The organism is Actinoplanes sp. NPDC049118 (assembly GCF_040648555.1).
Taxonomy (GTDB): domain Bacteria; phylum Actinomycetota; class Actinomycetes; order Mycobacteriales; family Micromonosporaceae; genus Actinoplanes.
In genome coordinates, this window is record NZ_JBEZDY010000026.1 from 22,330 (window position 1) to 37,802 (window position 15,473).

Sequence of the window (15,473 nt, forward strand, 5' to 3'; positions counted from 1 at the left end):
AGCTTGCGAGTGAATCATCGGCTCAGTCTGAAACTCATGTCATCGCCGGAGCGCCAGCGGAGGGGATGGCATGAGCGAGCTTGCGAGTGAATCATCGGCTCAGTCTGAAACTCATGTCATCGCCGGAGCGCCAGCGGAGGGGATGGCATGAGCGAGCTTGCGAGTGAATCATCAACTCAGTCCAAAACTCATGACATCGCCGGAGCGCCAGCGGAGGGGATGGCATGAGTCAGTACACGATTCCTACTGTGGTGGAGAAGACGCCGAACGGGGAGCGGGCGTATGACATCTACTCGCGGCTGCTCTCGGATCGGATCATCTTTCTCGGTACCGAGATCGACGACGGGGTCGCCAACGTGGTGATCGCTCAGCTGATCCACCTGGAGTCCGCGGGCGAGGGGGAGATCGGGCTGTACATCAACTCCCCGGGCGGCTCTTTCAGCGCGCTGACCGCGATCTACGACACCATGCATTTCGTACGGTGCGACATCGCCACCATCTGCGTCGGGCAGGCGGCGTCCGCGGCGGCGGCCCTGCTCGCGGCCGGCACGCCGGGCAAGCGCTCGGTGCTGCGGCACGCGAAGGTGACGCTGCACCAGCCGTCGAGCCAGGCCCGCGGCACGCTGCCGGACCTGGCGGTCGAGGCCAAGGAGGTGGCGAAGGTCCGCGCCGAGATGGATGAGATCCTCGCCGAGCACACCGGCCAGACGGCGGCGCGGATCCGGGCCGACACCGACCGGAGCATGACCCTGTCCGCGGCGCAGGCGGTGGCGTACGGCCTCGCCGACCAGGTGATCACCGCCCGCGCGGCGCGTCCGTTCCAGCTGGCGGACGCGAGCTGATCAGGCGGCCAGCAGCATGACGGAGCCACCGGGGTGCTGCGGTCGCGCCGCGAGGTGCTGGTGGCGCCGGGCGTTCTCCAGCCTGAGGACCGGGGCGCGGTCCATTGCGAGATCGCGCCCCACCTCGGCGAGCAGGTCGGACAGCTCGATCCGCAGCGAGTCGCAGACGGCGGCGAGGATCTCGGAGCTGGGCTCCTTGCGGCCGCGTTCGACCTCGGAGAGGTACTGCACCGAGACGCAGGCCTCCCGGGCGACCTCGGCCAGCGTGCGGCGCTGCTCCAGCCGGTGGCGGCGCAGGACCTCGCCGACGAACGTGCGCAGCAGCGGCCGGGGCCGCGGACGTCCGCCGGGGCCGAGGTGCGCGATGTCCGCCATCCGGTCACGGTACCCATCGGTGCGGCGCCGCCGATACCCGCCGGGCGCCGGTTCCGCCAGCAGCGTAGAACCCGGCGGCGGTCAGCCGAAGGACCGCAGGACCATCTCGGTCAGCGCGTCGACGTCGGCGTCGGCCATGGGCTCGCCGGTCATGCCCATCCGGTGCAGCAGGGTCCCAGTGACGACGTCGATGAGGAGCAGGATCCGGTGTTCCGGCTCGCCAAGCGCGTCCTGCAGCGCCAGCCGGTACGGATCCTGAAGCCGTGCGGACAGGAGCCCGCGGAGGGCCGGATCGTTGATGGCGTCGCTGAACACGCCCGCGAACGCCGCGCCGGCACCGGGTTCGCCGATCTTCGCCGCGATCCAGCGGATGGCCGACGACATGATCTCGCCGCGGCTGCCGGTCAGCGGCACCGGTCCGAACGCGTCGAGCAGGCACTCCACGATCAGCGCGCCCTTGGACGGCCATCGGCGGTAGAGCGTCGTCTTCGCCACGCCCGCCGCCGCCGCGATCCGGTCCATCGTCGCGCCCGCATAGCCCAGTTCGTGCACCGAGCGCAGCGTGGCGGCGAAGACGGTCGCGTTCAGGTCCGAGCGGGGCCGCCCGATCGCGGGGGTGGTGGATGTCTGCACCGGATCAGGCTATCCTGCCACTTACGCTATGTTGGGTAGCGTAAGTGTTCTCGATCGGCCCTTCGGGCCGCCGCGTGAGACTGCGGGTGCACCGTCCGAAGAGCACCGTCGCGAGGCTGCCGTTGATCCTCTCGATCCGTGGCGGGGGCCTTCAGCGCGGGATCGGACACCCACGAGGCGGTGCTCTTCGACGAGGCGTGTCATCGCTCGGGATCGCGCAGGGAGGTCGGGGAGAGGAACGGCTGGAGCGGGCCGTCGCCTGCGGTACCCGGCAGCCGCCGTGCCACGCCGGCGAGGAGGTCGGCGACCTGGACCCGCGGATCGTCCCGGGAGTCGACCGTCACCAGCCCGGCCAGCGGCGAGAGCCGGCCCGGTGCGGCACCGGCCTCGTCGGAACCGTCCGCCAGTGCCTGCTGAAGACGCCTCAACCGGCCGGCGGTGAGGGCGCTCTGCTCGTCGTGGACCACCAGCACCTGCCGGTGGCCGCCGCTCCAGTACAGGACGGTCTCGGCCAGCGCCGGCAGCATCGGCTCCAGCGGCGGCGGTATCGCCGGGTCGTCGTCGCGCAGCCTGGTCAGGACGGCCTGCACGCGGGCCCGGCTGAGCCCGTCGAGGACGCCGGCGGCCCGCGCGCCGAGCCCGTCCCGCGCCAGCGCATCCCGCGCCTGGAGGAACCGTTCGACGATCGGGTGGTCCGGCCGGCGCCGCCGCTTCATCCGGACCAGTTCGACGAAGGCGGCGAGGAAGACGCCCCAGTCGCGCCCGGCCGAGTGCCGGGCCCGGTACAGGGTGAGCGCGGCCGGGCGATGCTCCTGGGCCAGGCGGGTACCGGCCGCATAGGACGGCTCGGCCAGGAACAGGTCGAGGATCCGGGTGACGAGGAAGTACTCCTTGTCGACGAGGTGGACGTGCGCCCGGCCGCCCAGCGCCGCCAGGAACCACCCCAGCGCCTCGCCCGCGTCCGGGCCGCGCAGGAACCGCCCGGACTTGAACTCGTCCGGCGAGTACCGGAACCCCGACCGCAGCGCCGCGATCAGCCCGACCGCCTCGGCGACGCTCAGGTCGACGCTCGCATGCGTGATCACCGGGGTCGCCGGATCGAGCAGATTGCTGCCGGAGAACCCGGACTCGTCGCAGGCGATCTCCACGACGGGGCCGGTCACCGTCTCCACCGGCGGCAGCCCGCCCTGAAGCGGCGCCCAGACCCGTTCCCTCACCATGGCGACCATGCTCGCCCTCCCAGGCGGATGGGACCACCGAATTGCGCCTCCCCCGGGGCCCGCCCAAGTCGCCGCAGAATCTCATCGACGTCTGACGCGGGAGCTCGGGTTGCCAGATCAGGGTGGATGATCAAGCGGGATAATTGGCATGATCGATCGCCGATCCAGGAACGATAATTGTCGCCCGGATCCGAGATAATAGTCCCATGCGGCAGCTTCAGCTATTCACCACGGAGGAACTTGCCGCAATGCGTGACCGGACCGCATCGCGCCGATACTCGCCCGGTAATGACGCGTTCCGCCGCACCCATCAGCGCCACCGAGCCTGGGGCCTTGTCCGGCGCCACGCCGAGCGTCTGCGTCAGCTGCGGGACGGAGCACCCAGTTCCCGGCCGCGCCATCCGGCCCCGATCCCGCCCCCGGCCCCTGTTCCAGGGTGCGGGTCCCTGTCGGCCGAGGCGGCATCCTGCCCAGCGCCACGCCGAGCGCTGGTGACGATCGCGGATCCGGCGCGGTTCCGCAAGCGACGGTCCGGACACCCGGCAACCGCCTGTACAGGCCAGCGGCGGCCTGGGCGCATGGAGTCCGCCTGCGTGCGCCGGCGGCGGCCCGCATCCGTCGAGCAGGTGACGGCCGGCGGTCGACGTGAACCCTTGGTGCGGGCCTCCCCGGCGCCGGGAAGTTCCCGGTCAACGGCAGCGCCGATCAGGGCCGGCCCGCACGTCGCTCCGAAATCACTGGAACGACATCGCTATTCCATTGGGCGAACGCGACGCAATCGCAGCAGATTCACTTTTCCGCCAGCGGCGCCCCGCGCCGGGGCGGGCGGCCAAAGGCTACTTTCTTAAGCTGTCGCCTTGGGAGAGTGCGCTGGAAAATGAGGGTCGGGAAGCGTCTGCTGCCGGGTGTGCCGATGCCGCCTGTGCCGGTGGGTGCCCCGGGGGCTTGCGAAAGAGGTCGTGATCCGCGAGACACCCCTAGGCCTGCTGGCTGGTCGACTGGCAAATTCGTAGCGTGTTGTTGCGTGTGTGGGGACACTGCGTCGGTGACCGGTTCTGCACTGCCTCAACTGCTTCGACCTCGCGCCCTGAGGCCCGGAGATCTCGTCGTCATCGCATCGCTGTCCGGGCCGCTGGCTGCCGCTTACGAGCACAACGTCCAGCAGGCGGTGGTCGTGCTCGAGCGGATGGGATTCCGCGTGCGTCGGGCACCGCTACTCGAAGTAGGGCGACACCATTGGTGGAGCGCGGCTACGCCGGCGGAGATCGCCGGGGAGCTCAATGGTCTTCTGCGTGATCCTGAGGTACGCGCGATCATCGCGAATGACGGCGGCCAGACGGCGCTCGGCTACCTCGACCTGATCGACCTCGAGGCGATCAGGGCCGACCCCAAGCCGATCCTGGGCTACAGCGACATCTCGCTGCTGCATCTGGTGCTCTATGCACGCACGGGTCTGGTCGGGTTCCATGCCGACATGGCCACCCCTGGCTTCGGCGGGCATTGGCAGGCCGCACCGGCGACGCGCCAAGCGGAACTCGAGAAGCTCTACTCCAGGTTGCTGACCGGTACGGAGGCGATCGGTGCGCTGCCTGCGAGCCCGTCGTGGGAGTGCTGGCGTGCCGGGCGTGCCGAAGGTCGGCTGATCGGCGGGGTGATCAACCGCATTGTGCTGACGCAGGCGACGTGTTACGCGCTGCCCCTCGACTGGTTTGACGGTGCGGTGCTGTTCTGGGAGGAGATGGGCGGCCTGGCGTCGTACGTGTGGAGCTATCTGCAGGTGCTGCGGCACTGCGGCATCCTCGACCGAATCTCCGGCATGGTCGTGGGTGTTCCGCGGGAGATCATCGGACTTGAGCCGCACGACGCGTCCCCGACCCTTGCCGAGATAGTCCTCGACGTCCTCGGGGACCGTGACATCCCGGTCCTGGGCAACGTCGAGTTCGGACATGCCGGCCCGAATCTGCCGATGCCGGTCGGCATCCGCGTCGGCCTCGATGCGCAGCAGCGGACACTGTCGCTGCTCGAACCAGCCGTACGGGCCGCACACGATGACAGGCCCGGTCGGCTGAACACCGAGGATGAGTGAGCCGATGGCCCCGGCAGCGACCCTGGGTCCGACTCGCGCCGTGGTGGCAACGGCTGGACCGAAGCTTTACGGAATTCGCGCCAGAACCGAGAAGTAGCCGCGGGTGGTGCGCGGCATGGTCAGGGTTAGCAGCGCGGCCAACCTCGGCTGTTGTCGTGGACGTTGGTGGGTTGGGGCCGCGGTGCTCGCCGCTTCCTCCAACATCCGTCGTCGTGGAGGTTGGAGGAAGCGGCCTGACGGGGTGTTGAGCTCGTTCGAGTCGGGATCAGCGCGCGGGTGGCTTGGCCGCGGCGACGGCCTCCCGTACGGTTCGGGCGTCCGCGGGGGTGCCGACCGGGTCGGCGAAGGTGCCGTACGGCGTGACGTAGACCGGGGTGTCCCGCTGGGTACGCCAGTTCTCGGCGAGCGGTCCGACGTCGACGGTGTCGTACCCGATGCGGTCGAGGAACTCGGTGACGGCGCGTTTGGCGTCCGGGTCGTCGCCCGCGATCGGCAGGGCGGTGCGGTCCGCCGCGCCGGCCGGGCGGGCCAGCGTCGCCAGGTGCTTGGCGAAGATGTTGTTGAAGCCCTTGACCACGTGTGCCCCGGTGAGGTGGCGCTGCAGCAGTTCACCGGTGGTGGAGGAGCCGTCCTCCAGCTCGGGGAAGACGCCGTCGCGCTGGGGGTAGTAGTTGTTGGTGTCGATGACCACCTTTCCCGCCAGGGCCTCGGCCGGTACGTCGCGGTAGGCCTTCAGGGGGACGGTGACGACGACGATGTCGCCGGCCGCGGCGGCCTCGGCGGGGGTGCCGGCGCGGGCCCGCGGGCCCAGCTCGGCGATCAGATCCTGCAGTGTCGCGGGGCCGCGGGAATTGCTCAGCACCACGTCGTAGCCGGCGGCGACCGCCAGGCGCGCGACGGTCGAGCCGATGTTCCCGCTGCCGATGAGTCCGATTGTCGTCATGTCAGCGCGAACCGTGCGGCCGTACGCGGGATTCCGCGTCCGGGCCGGTCGTGACCGGCGGCACAGGCGTCCGGGCGCGGGGTCAACCGCCGAAGCCGGCGGCGAGGAACAGGCCGAGGCCGAGCGGCGCGAGCACGAGACTGGCGGCGAGGGCCTGGACACGTACGGCGGGACCGCGGGCCGCCCAGAGCACCAGGACGATGCCGAGCACCGCCTCCACCACGGCCGTGGCCGCCGCGTCCGCACGCGGCGCGCGCCACAGCGACAGCGCCTCGGCGAGCAGGACCGCGCCCGGCATGGCGGCCGCGACTGCCACCCACCGGCCCGCGTGGTCGCGGCTGAGGTGCCCGGCCGCACCGAACACCGCGCCGGCCAGGACGCCGAACGTCATCCAGATCAGCGTCGACGGCGCCCACAGGGTCTGCGGGTCGTCGTGCAACAGCACGATCGCGGCCACGTAGTACGCCTGGACGGCCACGACCAGCAACACCACGCCGGCGAGCGCCGCCCGCAGGGGTCCGGCGCGCAGCGTGCGCCCGGCGGCGAACGCCGCGACCGCCCACACCGCGCTGGAGTTCGCCAGGTTCGCCAGCGGGTAGGGCAGGCTCAGCTGCAGCAGCAGATCGACGACCCCCAGCAGTACGCCGCCGCCGGCCGCCGCCGGTAGCCAGAACCGAATCCTGTCCGTCACGGCGTCGATCCTGGCAGCGGCGCCGCGCCACGGCATCCCTCCCGGGACGGATGCCCTCGGCCGAGCGGCCGATCTCGATGTTTGCCGCTGCGATCTATCTTCTGGACGTGCACATCGACATGCTGCGGCGCGGCTGGCCCGAGGCGGTGCTGACGGGGCGGTACTCGTTCGCCACCCGCCGCCGTGACGGCCTGGTGCAGGGGCTGTTCGACGCGGCGGATGTCCTCACCGACGGCCTGATCGAGAAGGGCCGCCGGGATCAGCTGCAGCTGCGGATCGGCGGGCAGCCGAGCATGATCGTGCTGACGGGGGCCTACCCCGGATACCCGCCCGGCATCAAGATCTGCACGATCTCGCCCGCCGAGCCAATGCTGGTGCTGTGCGAGCGCCAGGTCGACCGCCCGCCGTCGATCTCGGGGGCGTTCGAGCCGGTCTGCTTCGACGTCGTCGACCATCGCCTCGGCGTGGTCATCGGGACGCTGGAGACGACCGGCGGGTTCGTCCGCCCGGCGCGTACGGTGATCCATGGCCCGTCCGGGCAGGTGCTTGGGCGCCTGACGCAGCCGGTCACCGCACTGATCGGGCGTTGGCTGCTGGTCGGCCGGAGCCGCTACGACATCACGGTCGACGGCGTCCGCGTCGCGCGGGTTCGGCAGATCCGGCGGTTGTGGGCGTACGAGTACCGGGTCGACCTGACCGCGGCGGGCCTGCTGGACCCGCGGCTCATCCTCGCTTGCTTGCTGCAGAAGGTCCACTCACTCAGCGGCTACTGACCGGCGGCGAGGTATCTTCGGTGCGCGCTGGGGGTACACGGAGGGTGGATCATGGTGAAGGTGACCCGTCGGTTCGCCCTCTGGCAGGCGGATCTCGACGGCGGGGTCTGCGCCGTGCCGGAGGAGTGCGTCGAGACCCTGCGTGACCGGGAGCGCATTCCGCTCGTGCTCGAGCACCGTGGCCACGGCATCACGCCCATGACGCGGGTCCTCGAGACCTCGCTGCGCCAGGACGTCGAATGGCAGTTCGGCGACATCGACTGGCCGCGGGACCTGCGGCCCGGTGTGCTCGTCACCGTCGCCTGGCAGGCCGCCAAGGACGAGGTCGTGGTGCGCACCACCGCCCTGGAGGAGCCGATGCGGGTCGACGGCGTTGACTACTTCCACGAGTACGACCCGAGGGTCGTCACCCGCGAGTTCAGCGCGGGCGGGTCGAACCGGGGGCAGGTGCTGCACGCGGTGCGCCGGCTGGGCCGGGTCTACTCCGACGGCAGCGCCGCGTTCGCCGAGTCGGGACTCGCCGCGAGCTGCGGGCTCGGCCGGGGCGCCCGCGGGTCGTTCCTGCTCCGCAACGCCGTCGACCAGCTGATCCGGGAGGGCTATCTGACCCGCGTGCCCGGCAGCGTCGACGCGGCGGGATACCCCTGCTATCCCGCCGTCGACGGACAGAAGTCCGCCGAGCTGCTGTTCTACGCGCCGCTGGTGGAGCCGGCGCCGTACCCGGACGACGCCGGCGCCGAGGGCGCCGACCGGCGCGACCACTGGGTCAACGGCTTCGTCCGCCGGCTGCCGCCCGGCGCCCAGCCGTCGGAGAAGCAGCTCACGCTCCACGAGCGGGCCGCCGAGAACGCGCAGGCCCCCGCCGCCCTGGCACCCGGCTACACGTTCGTGAAGAAGCATCACCGCGGCGGCTGAGGGAGCGCGCCGCGGCAGCACGAGCGGTACGCCGGTCCGCGGGTGCCCGATGACCTCCACGGCCCGGGCGGCCGCCTGAACCCGGTGCCTCCTAGACTGTCCGGCGTGGTGCGGGCGAACCGGGGCGCGGAGCTGCCGCTCTGGCCGTTGTACGCGATGTTCGGCCTGATGCCACTGTGGTGGGTCCTCGGCGGACTGCAGCTGTTCTGGCCGTTCCTCGGCCTGTTGCTGGCGGTCGTGCTGGTCAGCCGGGGCCGGATCGGCCTGCCCGCCGGGTCGGCGCTGTGGCTGGTGTTCCTCGCGATCGTCGTGGTCAGCCTGACCCGGATGGACCGGGCCAGCGGCGTGTTCATGTTCTCGCTGCGGCTGGGCTTGCTGGCCACCGCGCTGGTGGTGTACCTGTACGTCTACAACGCGGCCCGGGACGGCGCGCGGTGGCGCCGGCTGTTCGGGCCGCTCTGCCTCTATTGGCTGGGCATGGTCGCGCTGGGCTGGATCGGGGTGTTCAAGCCGACGTTCGCCATCACCACGCCGGTGGAGCTGCTGCTGCCGGACGGCGTCGCCGGCAACCGGGGGATCCGGGCGCTGGTGCACAGCCACGCGACCGAGTACAACGCGCTGGGCCGCAACCCGTACTACCGGACCGCGGCGCCGTACCCGTACACGAACAACTGGGGTACCGGGTTCGCGGTCCTGGTGCCGTGCATGATCGCGTACCTCGGCTCGGTGCGCACCGGCGCGCTGCGCGCCGCGGTGCTGGTCTCGCTGCCGCTCGCGCTGGTGCCGGCGTTCTTCACGCTGAACCGGGGGATGTTCATCGGGCTCGGCGCCGGGCTTGTCTATCTCGGCCTGCGGGCGCTGCTGCGCGGCGACGTGCGGTTGATCGCCTCGATCGCCGGGGTGGCCGTACTGGCCTGGGTCGCCACGCTGGTCATCCCGGTCGGCGAGCTGATTTCGAATCGGGTGGAGAACACCGACTCGACCGGCGACCGGGCGGATCTCTACGCGCAGACGGTCCAGGCGGTGCTGCGCTCGCCGCTGCTCGGCTACGGCGGACCGCGGCTGGCCGACACCACGCACGGCGCCGAGCCGCTCGGCACGCAGGGCCAGTTCTGGCTGCTGATGTACAGCTACGGCGTCCCGGCGATGCTGATCTTCATCCTGCTGTTCGTGATCATCGCGTGGCGGCTGGCCGCGGCGGTCAGCCCGCCCGGCAAGTGGCTCAGCGTGGTCCCGGTGGTCGCGCTGGTGATCACGCCGTTCTACGGCTACACCGACATCAACCTCTCGCTGATGTACTTCGGCATCGCGCTGGCCATGGCCGCCGTCGACGGCCCGGTCAACCGCGAGCCGGTGCGGTCCGCACCGGTCGCGGGGGCCGCGGCCTCAGTAGGCGCCGCCGGTGCCGTCGTCCCGCTTGCTGTGCGGCTCGAGGCCTAGTTTCCCGATTCCCGCCATGAAGCCCGGTTCGCTGTCGGCGGGCATGGAACCGGATCCGTTGCGGCGGCTGACGGTGATTACCGCGCCGATCGCGATCAGGACGACCACGGCCCCGACCACCAGGAGGAATGTCATGCACCGAGGCTACCCGCCGTAGATCACGATCCCGGCCTGCGGCGATGTCGACGAACGGTCACAGTTGGGTCAGCCGGTCGCGCAGCCAGGAGTCGACGCCGCCGAGCGCCGTCCTGGCCAGTGCCGTGGGGTGACCCGTGAAGCCGTGCGGTGCCCCGGGGTAGATCCGCACCTCGACGTCGTTGCCGGCCGCCGACAACCGGGCCGCCAGCGCCAGGTTGTCCTCCAGCAACACGTCCGCGCTTCCGACGATCAGCAGGGTGGGGGGCAGCCCGCGAAGGTCGCCGTAGACGGGGGAGATGTCGGGAACGGTGCGGTCCTGCACCTGGCCGGCGTACGCCTGGATGAAGTACTCGTCCGCGATGCGGCGACCGGCCGGGGTCCGCGCACTCAGGTCGTAGGTGCCGAACTGGAGCGCGGCGCCGGTGAACCGGCCGGCGGCGCCGCGGTCTCTCAGCCGGAGCAGGGTCGCCAGCGCGAGCGTGGCTCCCGCGGAGCTCCCGCCGATCGCGAGCCGGGACGTTCCGAAGCGGGCGGCGGCCTCCTCGACGAGCCAGAGCGCCGCCGCCTCGCAGTCGTCGGGCGCGGCCGGCCAGGGGTGCTCGGGCGCGAGCCGGTAGCCGACGCTGACGACGGCGAGCTGCAGGGCGTCCGCGAGCCCGCGGTTGCGCCCGTCCGCGCGCGCCGCGGAGTCCAGGTAGAAGCCGCCGCCGGGTATGTCGAGGTAGACGCCCCGCGGCGGGCCGGCGACAGGGGTGAAGATCCGGACGGGGACGCGCGCCCGCGCGGCTTCGATCGTCTCCTCGACGGCGGGCGGATCGGCGGCACGCGGGGCGGGCCTGCTCGCCCGTGCCTGCCTCAGCTCCTCCGGCGTGGCGGGGCCGCGACCCGCCGGCCTCGAACTGTAGAAGTCACGAGCCTCGTCGATCTGCTCCGCGGGCACGTCGGCGAACAGTGCGTTCAGCGTGAATCGCACGGGCTCTCCTCATCTCCGGGGTCTGCGCCATTGTCCCGAACGGCGTCCGCCGTACCTGCAGCGGTTCCGGAAGTTCCATATACACAGAGTCAACTTTCGGCGGCGCGTCAGCTTGTCGCCGGGCCGCGTGGAAGCGGGTCGGCAGGCGAGAAGCCCAGGTCTCGATTGACATCTTTCAATAGGTTGCTCAACACTGGACGCATCCACCATGGGAGCGCTTCCATGGCTCGCTGACCGAAAGTTCCGGGTCGCCGGCCGACGATGATCGCTCCGACAGCCACGGAAGGAGGGCCCCGGTGACCACCAGCTCGGGCCGCTTCAAGTTCCGTTCCACGGTCGTCGCGCTAGCGGTAACGGCGCTCGCGGTCGCCGGAGCGGCGACGTCGATACCGAGATCCGCACCCGCCGAGGCCGCCGCGGCGGCGTCCGGCGTGGAGGACGAGGGCGCCGGCTGCGCAGTACCCGGCCTGCCCGACGCGGGCTCCCTGCCCACCAACGCCAGGCTTCCCGACCCCTTCAAGAAGCTGAACGGTGCGCGCATCACCAGCACGTCCGAGTGGCAGTGCCGCCGGGCGGAGATCAAGAAGCTGGCCGAGAGGTTCGTGTACGGCGAGAAGCCCGCGAAGCCGGCGAGCGTCACGGGAACGGTGTCGAGCACCGGCATCACCGTGAATGTGACGCACCAGGGCAGGAGCTCCAGCTTCTCCGCCCGGGTCGAGTTGCCCAGCGGCTCCGGACCCTTCCCGGCCGTCGTCGTCCTCGGCGGTTTCGGGGCCGACACGGCCGCGATCAAGGCCGCCGGCGCGGCCGTCATCAACTACGACCCCTACGCGGTCGGCAAGGAGGGCACCCCGCGTGACAACAAGCAGGGCGCGTTCTACAGCATCTACGGCGCGTCCAGCGGCACCGGCCTGCTCATGGCCTGGGCCTGGGGCGTCAGCCGCATCATCGACGTCATCGAGCAGTCGAACGGTACCGTCCTGCGGGCGGACGCGACCGGCGTCACCGGATGCTCCCGGTTCGGCAAGGGCGCCTTCGTCATCGGCGCCTTCGATCAGCGCATCGCGCTGACCATGCCGATCGAGTCGGGCAGCGCCGGAGCGCCCATCTTCCGCGGCATCCCCGGTGAGGGCGCGCAGAGCCTGAGCAGCGCCTACGGCGAGCAGCCGTGGCTCGGCGACGCGTTCGGAACCTTTACCGGCAGCCCGGCGCGGCTGCCGGTGGACACCCACGAGATGGTGGCGATGGTCGCGCCGCGGGGACTGTTCATCATGGACAACCCGCACATCGTCAACCTGGGTCCCAGGTCCGCCGGCGTGGCCGCGCTCGGCGGGGCGGAGGTCTACAAGGCACTCGGTGCGGGAGCGAATATCAGCTACTGGTCCGACATCCAGGACGGCAACCACTGCGCCAACCGGGCCGAATGGCGGACCCCGCTGCAGCAGCACATCCAGAAGTACCTGCTGGGAACGGGGAACTCGCCCGGCGCGATCAGGATCTCGAGCAAGGCGTCCGGCAACCTGGCCGAGTGGCGGGACTGGCAGACCCCGGTCCTCGACCCCACCCCGCCCAGCACCCCGCCGACCTCCACGCCGCCCACCTCGCCCTCGCCGCCCACCTCGCCCTCGCCGCCCACCTCGCCGAGCTCGCCGCCGCCGGGCTCCGGCTGCACCGCGGCGGTGTCGGTCAACGCGTGGACCGGCGGCTTCGTGGCGACGGTGCGGGTCAGCGCCGGCGCCGTGGCGGTCAACGGCTGGAACGTAGGCCTGACCCTGCCCTCGGGCGCCACCATCAGCAACGCCTGGAACGTCAACCGCAGCGCCAGCAGCGGCGCGGTCCAGTTCACCAACGTCGGCTACAACGCGTCGATCCCCGCCGGTGGCTACACCGAGTTCGGCTTCCAGGCCACCGGTACCGGCGCCGGAATGAGCCCGACCTGTAGGTCCACCTGACCGAGAGGTTCCGGGCCCGCCGCACCGCGGCGGGTCCGGGAGGCGCCGTCAGGGCGTCGTCACGCTCGACATCCAGCCCGGCTGGCCGTCGCCCTGCCGGTAGGCCATGACCCGGTACGTGGCCCCGGCCCCGGCGGCGGGGTCGGTCCACTGCTCCGTGGCGGTACCGGCGACCAGGCCGAGCCGGTCGACGAGGTGCACCTCCCCGGCCGCCACGTTGTCCACCTGGACGAACACCTTGGCGTAGGCGGCGTTCGGCGGGGCGGCGCTGGTGTGGTTGCTGGTGATCCAGCTCCCGGGGTGATCGACCGAGGAGTGGTTCTGGGTGGCGAGCCGGTTGATCCGGGCCCCGGCGGCGTCGTAGTACTCGATGCCGGCGCGGGACCGCTGCCCGGAACCCGCCAGGGCCTGGAACGAGGCGACGGTGGTGTACTTCCGGCCCGGGGTGACCGGGATCAGCCGCCCCGCGGCGTTGACGGATCCGGCGGCGACGGCGGTCAGGGACAGCGAGCCGGTGCCGAGGGCGCCGGCGGCGCCGTGGCGGGCCACCAGCGTGTTGGAGACCGCGGCCCAGCCGGAGGCGTCCGTCTCCACCCCGGCGTCGGCCTCGGCGACCAGGTTGGCCGGGACCGTCGCGCTGCCGACCGGCAGGTCGGCGACCAGGACGTTGGCGCGGTACACCCGGTAGCCGGCGACCGCCGCGTTGCCGGCCGGGTACGACTCGGCCCAGGTCAGGACCGTGCCGTCGACGGCCGGCGAGGCCGGGGCGACGGCCGCGCCGGCGGCCTGGCGCACCGGGACCCCGATCACGCCGTCGGTGGTGTTGGTCTGCGCGGACGGGCCGGTGAGCACGGTGCCGGTCACGGTGCTGACGGCGTTGCGGGCGCCGAGGTGAATGCCGTACCAGGTGGTGGGCGGGGTCTGGTCGTCGGCGACCTCGTTGCCGTAGATCCGGTCACCGTTGCCGATGGACACGCCGATGCCGCTGGTCTCGAACGTGCCGCCGCCGGTCGACATCTCGGTCGAGCCGCCGTGCCCCGCGTTGACGATCGAGTTGCCGGTGATCGTGTCGGCGAGGTCCTTGACCCGGTCCATCATGCCGGCGACCACGACGCCGGACTCGGCCGGGCGGACGATGACGTTGTCACGGACGACGTTGCCGCCGCCCGGGCGGACGATGTGGTCGCCCGGGCGGGTGCTGCCGGTGTCCCAGGTGCCGAGGGTGCCGTAGGTGCCGTCGGCGTCGGCGTAGTCGTCGTAGGTCACCGTCACGCCCGCGCCGAACGAATCGAACAGGCGGTTGCCGCTCACCGTCGAGCCGCGCGGGTTGGTGATGTCCCTGTTCGCCCCAGTGCGGGTGTATTTGCCGTTCGACTGCAGGATGATGTGGCCGCCGTGCATGACGTTGTCGGAGACCGTGGCCTCCGGCACGCCCTCGAGGTACATGTCGCCGTACCCCCGCACCCGGCGGGCCGCGGCAACGGCCCGGTCGGCGTAGACGGCGTTCGCCCGGATGGTGGAGCGGATGGCGTTGGTGAAGTCGAGGGAGTTGCCGCGGATCGTCCGGTCGAACTGGTTGTACTCGATCACCGCGCCGTCGTGGCGGCCGCCGCCGCCGATGTTGTCCTCGTCGCCGGACTCGGCGCCGCCCCAGTTGTCGAACCGGTTGTCGACGACGTGTACGTCCTCGGCGTTGTGCATCCAGAGCTTGAAGTACTCCAGATTCGTGAAGCGCACCTGCCGCACCGTCCACCGGTCGCCGACGTTGACGCCGCCGCCGACGTTGGTGCCCGCGGCGCTGCCGACGCGGAAATCGCAGATCCCGCCCGGGCGCGCGGGCAGGTCTGCCGGTACCGGTGCGCCGGCGCCCTCACGGCAGTTGCCGTTCACCGTGAGGTCCGAGACGAGGTTGGTGCTGCCGGGAGACGGCGCGGCGACCTCGGCGTCGTCCTCCCAGCGCACGAGGAAGCCGTAGCTGAAGTTCTTCCAGCTCGACGTGATCATCGAGAGGGTCGTGGCGGTGAGGCCGCTGCCGCGCAGGTTGACGTTCGGGGGCAGGCGCAGCCCGGCGCCGAGCGTGTAGTTCCCGGCGGCCAGGAAGACGGTGGCCGGCCGCGGCGCGGTGCGCACCGCACCGCCCTCATCGACCACGGCGGGGACCGCCAGCGCGGCGGCCGCGGTGACGGCCTTCCGCAACGCCGGGTGGTTGTTGCCGGCGACCGGGGCGGGCGCCGCCACGCAGAGCGGATCGGCGGCGCAGCCGGCCGCCGTCATCGCCGGCGGGCTCACCGTCGATGCGAGCGTGTACGTGCTCTCCGGCTCCGGTGCGCCCGGGTCCGGTGCGCTCACCGGATGGAACAGCTGGGGCAGCAGGAGCAGCATTCCCACGGCGAGCGCGCGGCGCACGGTACGGAACGGCGGCGGCATCGTGCTCCCCTGGTCGAGGCCGCACGGGCGGGCGCGACCACCGTGAAGAATCGGCGCCGGCCTCA

Annotated in this window: 13 protein-coding genes and 1 pseudogene; 6 read left to right on the top strand and 8 right to left on the bottom strand. The window is 71.5% G+C overall.

What is annotated here, in order from left to right:
* Positions 1-224 precede the first annotated feature (224 nt).
* On the top strand, positions 225-842 hold the full coding sequence (locus AB0B58_RS32605) for an ATP-dependent Clp protease proteolytic subunit (protein ID WP_360231531.1): 618 nt from the start codon (positions 225-227) through the stop codon (positions 840-842).
* A 123-nt stretch (positions 843-965) separates the two neighbouring features.
* Here AB0B58_RS32605 and AB0B58_RS32610 read toward each other — a convergent pair.
* The 3 genes and pseudogenes from AB0B58_RS32610 to AB0B58_RS32620 form a co-directional block, all read right to left on the bottom strand.
* A pseudogene (locus tag AB0B58_RS32610) lies at positions 966-1,217 on the bottom strand (helix-turn-helix transcriptional regulator); the annotation flags it as partial.
* An 81-nt stretch (positions 1,218-1,298) separates the two neighbouring features.
* Positions 1,299-1,850, bottom strand: coding sequence for a TetR/AcrR family transcriptional regulator (locus tag AB0B58_RS32615; RefSeq protein ID WP_360231534.1), 552 nt, complete (start codon positions 1,848-1,850; stop codon positions 1,299-1,301).
* Positions 1,851-2,050: 200 nt separating this feature from the next.
* Positions 2,051-3,079: a hypothetical protein gene (locus AB0B58_RS32620; protein WP_360231537.1), complete on the bottom strand. Its 1,029-nt coding sequence runs from the start codon at positions 3,077-3,079 to the stop codon at positions 2,051-2,053.
* A 1,036-nt stretch (positions 3,080-4,115) separates the two neighbouring features.
* Between AB0B58_RS32620 and AB0B58_RS32625 the strand changes: the two genes are divergently transcribed.
* Positions 4,116-5,156: a S66 peptidase family protein gene (locus tag AB0B58_RS32625; RefSeq protein ID WP_360231540.1), complete on the top strand. Its 1,041-nt coding sequence runs from the start codon at positions 4,116-4,118 to the stop codon at positions 5,154-5,156.
* 265 nt (positions 5,157-5,421) lie between these two features.
* Here AB0B58_RS32625 and AB0B58_RS32630 read toward each other — a convergent pair whose 3' ends face one another.
* Together AB0B58_RS32630 and AB0B58_RS32635 are read right to left on the bottom strand one after the other, a co-directional pair.
* Positions 5,422-6,099 carry an NADPH-dependent F420 reductase gene (locus AB0B58_RS32630; RefSeq protein ID WP_360231543.1) on the bottom strand — a complete coding sequence of 226 codons (678 nt, stop codon included), beginning with the start codon at positions 6,097-6,099 and terminating at the stop codon, positions 5,422-5,424.
* A gap of 82 nt (positions 6,100-6,181) precedes the next feature.
* The gene (locus tag AB0B58_RS32635; RefSeq protein ID WP_360231546.1) at positions 6,182-6,790 is read right to left on the bottom strand and encodes a DUF6518 family protein; all 609 of its coding nucleotides are present in this window, start codon (positions 6,788-6,790) and stop codon (positions 6,182-6,184) included.
* 107 nt (positions 6,791-6,897) lie between these two features.
* On the opposite strand from AB0B58_RS32635, the gene AB0B58_RS32640 reads away from it, so the two are divergent.
* From AB0B58_RS32640 to AB0B58_RS32650, 3 genes are all read left to right on the top strand, one after another.
* On the top strand, positions 6,898-7,563 hold the full coding sequence (locus tag AB0B58_RS32640) for a hypothetical protein (RefSeq protein ID WP_360231549.1): 666 nt from the start codon (positions 6,898-6,900) through the stop codon (positions 7,561-7,563).
* Positions 7,564-7,614: 51 nt separating this feature from the next.
* Positions 7,615-8,478 carry a hypothetical protein gene (locus tag AB0B58_RS32645; RefSeq protein WP_360231552.1) on the top strand — a complete coding sequence of 288 codons (864 nt, stop codon included), beginning with the start codon at positions 7,615-7,617 and terminating at the stop codon, positions 8,476-8,478.
* A gap of 105 nt (positions 8,479-8,583) precedes the next feature.
* Positions 8,584-9,918, top strand: coding sequence for an O-antigen ligase family protein (locus AB0B58_RS32650; protein WP_360231555.1), 1,335 nt, complete (start codon positions 8,584-8,586; stop codon positions 9,916-9,918).
* On the opposite strand, the gene AB0B58_RS32655 is transcribed toward AB0B58_RS32650, so the two are convergent.
* Positions 9,865-10,053 (bottom strand): hypothetical protein, encoded by a 189-nt coding sequence (locus AB0B58_RS32655; RefSeq protein ID WP_360231558.1) that lies wholly within the window; start codon positions 10,051-10,053, stop codon positions 9,865-9,867. The two genes, AB0B58_RS32650 and AB0B58_RS32655, sit on opposite strands and share 54 nt — an antisense overlap.
* Positions 10,054-10,111: 58 nt before the next feature.
* Positions 10,112-11,029 (bottom strand): alpha/beta hydrolase fold domain-containing protein, encoded by a 918-nt coding sequence (locus AB0B58_RS32660; protein WP_360231561.1) that lies wholly within the window; start codon positions 11,027-11,029, stop codon positions 10,112-10,114.
* 296 nt (positions 11,030-11,325) lie between these two features.
* Between AB0B58_RS32660 and AB0B58_RS32665 the strand changes: the two genes are divergently transcribed.
* The gene (locus AB0B58_RS32665) at positions 11,326-12,981 is read left to right on the top strand and encodes a cellulose binding domain-containing protein (protein WP_360231564.1); all 1,656 of its coding nucleotides are present in this window, start codon (positions 11,326-11,328) and stop codon (positions 12,979-12,981) included.
* A gap of 48 nt (positions 12,982-13,029) precedes the next feature.
* Here the strand turns inward: AB0B58_RS32665 and AB0B58_RS32670 are convergent, their stop codons facing one another.
* Positions 13,030-15,408, bottom strand: coding sequence for a hypothetical protein (locus AB0B58_RS32670; RefSeq protein WP_360231567.1), 2,379 nt, complete (start codon positions 15,406-15,408; stop codon positions 13,030-13,032).
* Positions 15,409-15,473 lie beyond the last annotated feature (65 nt).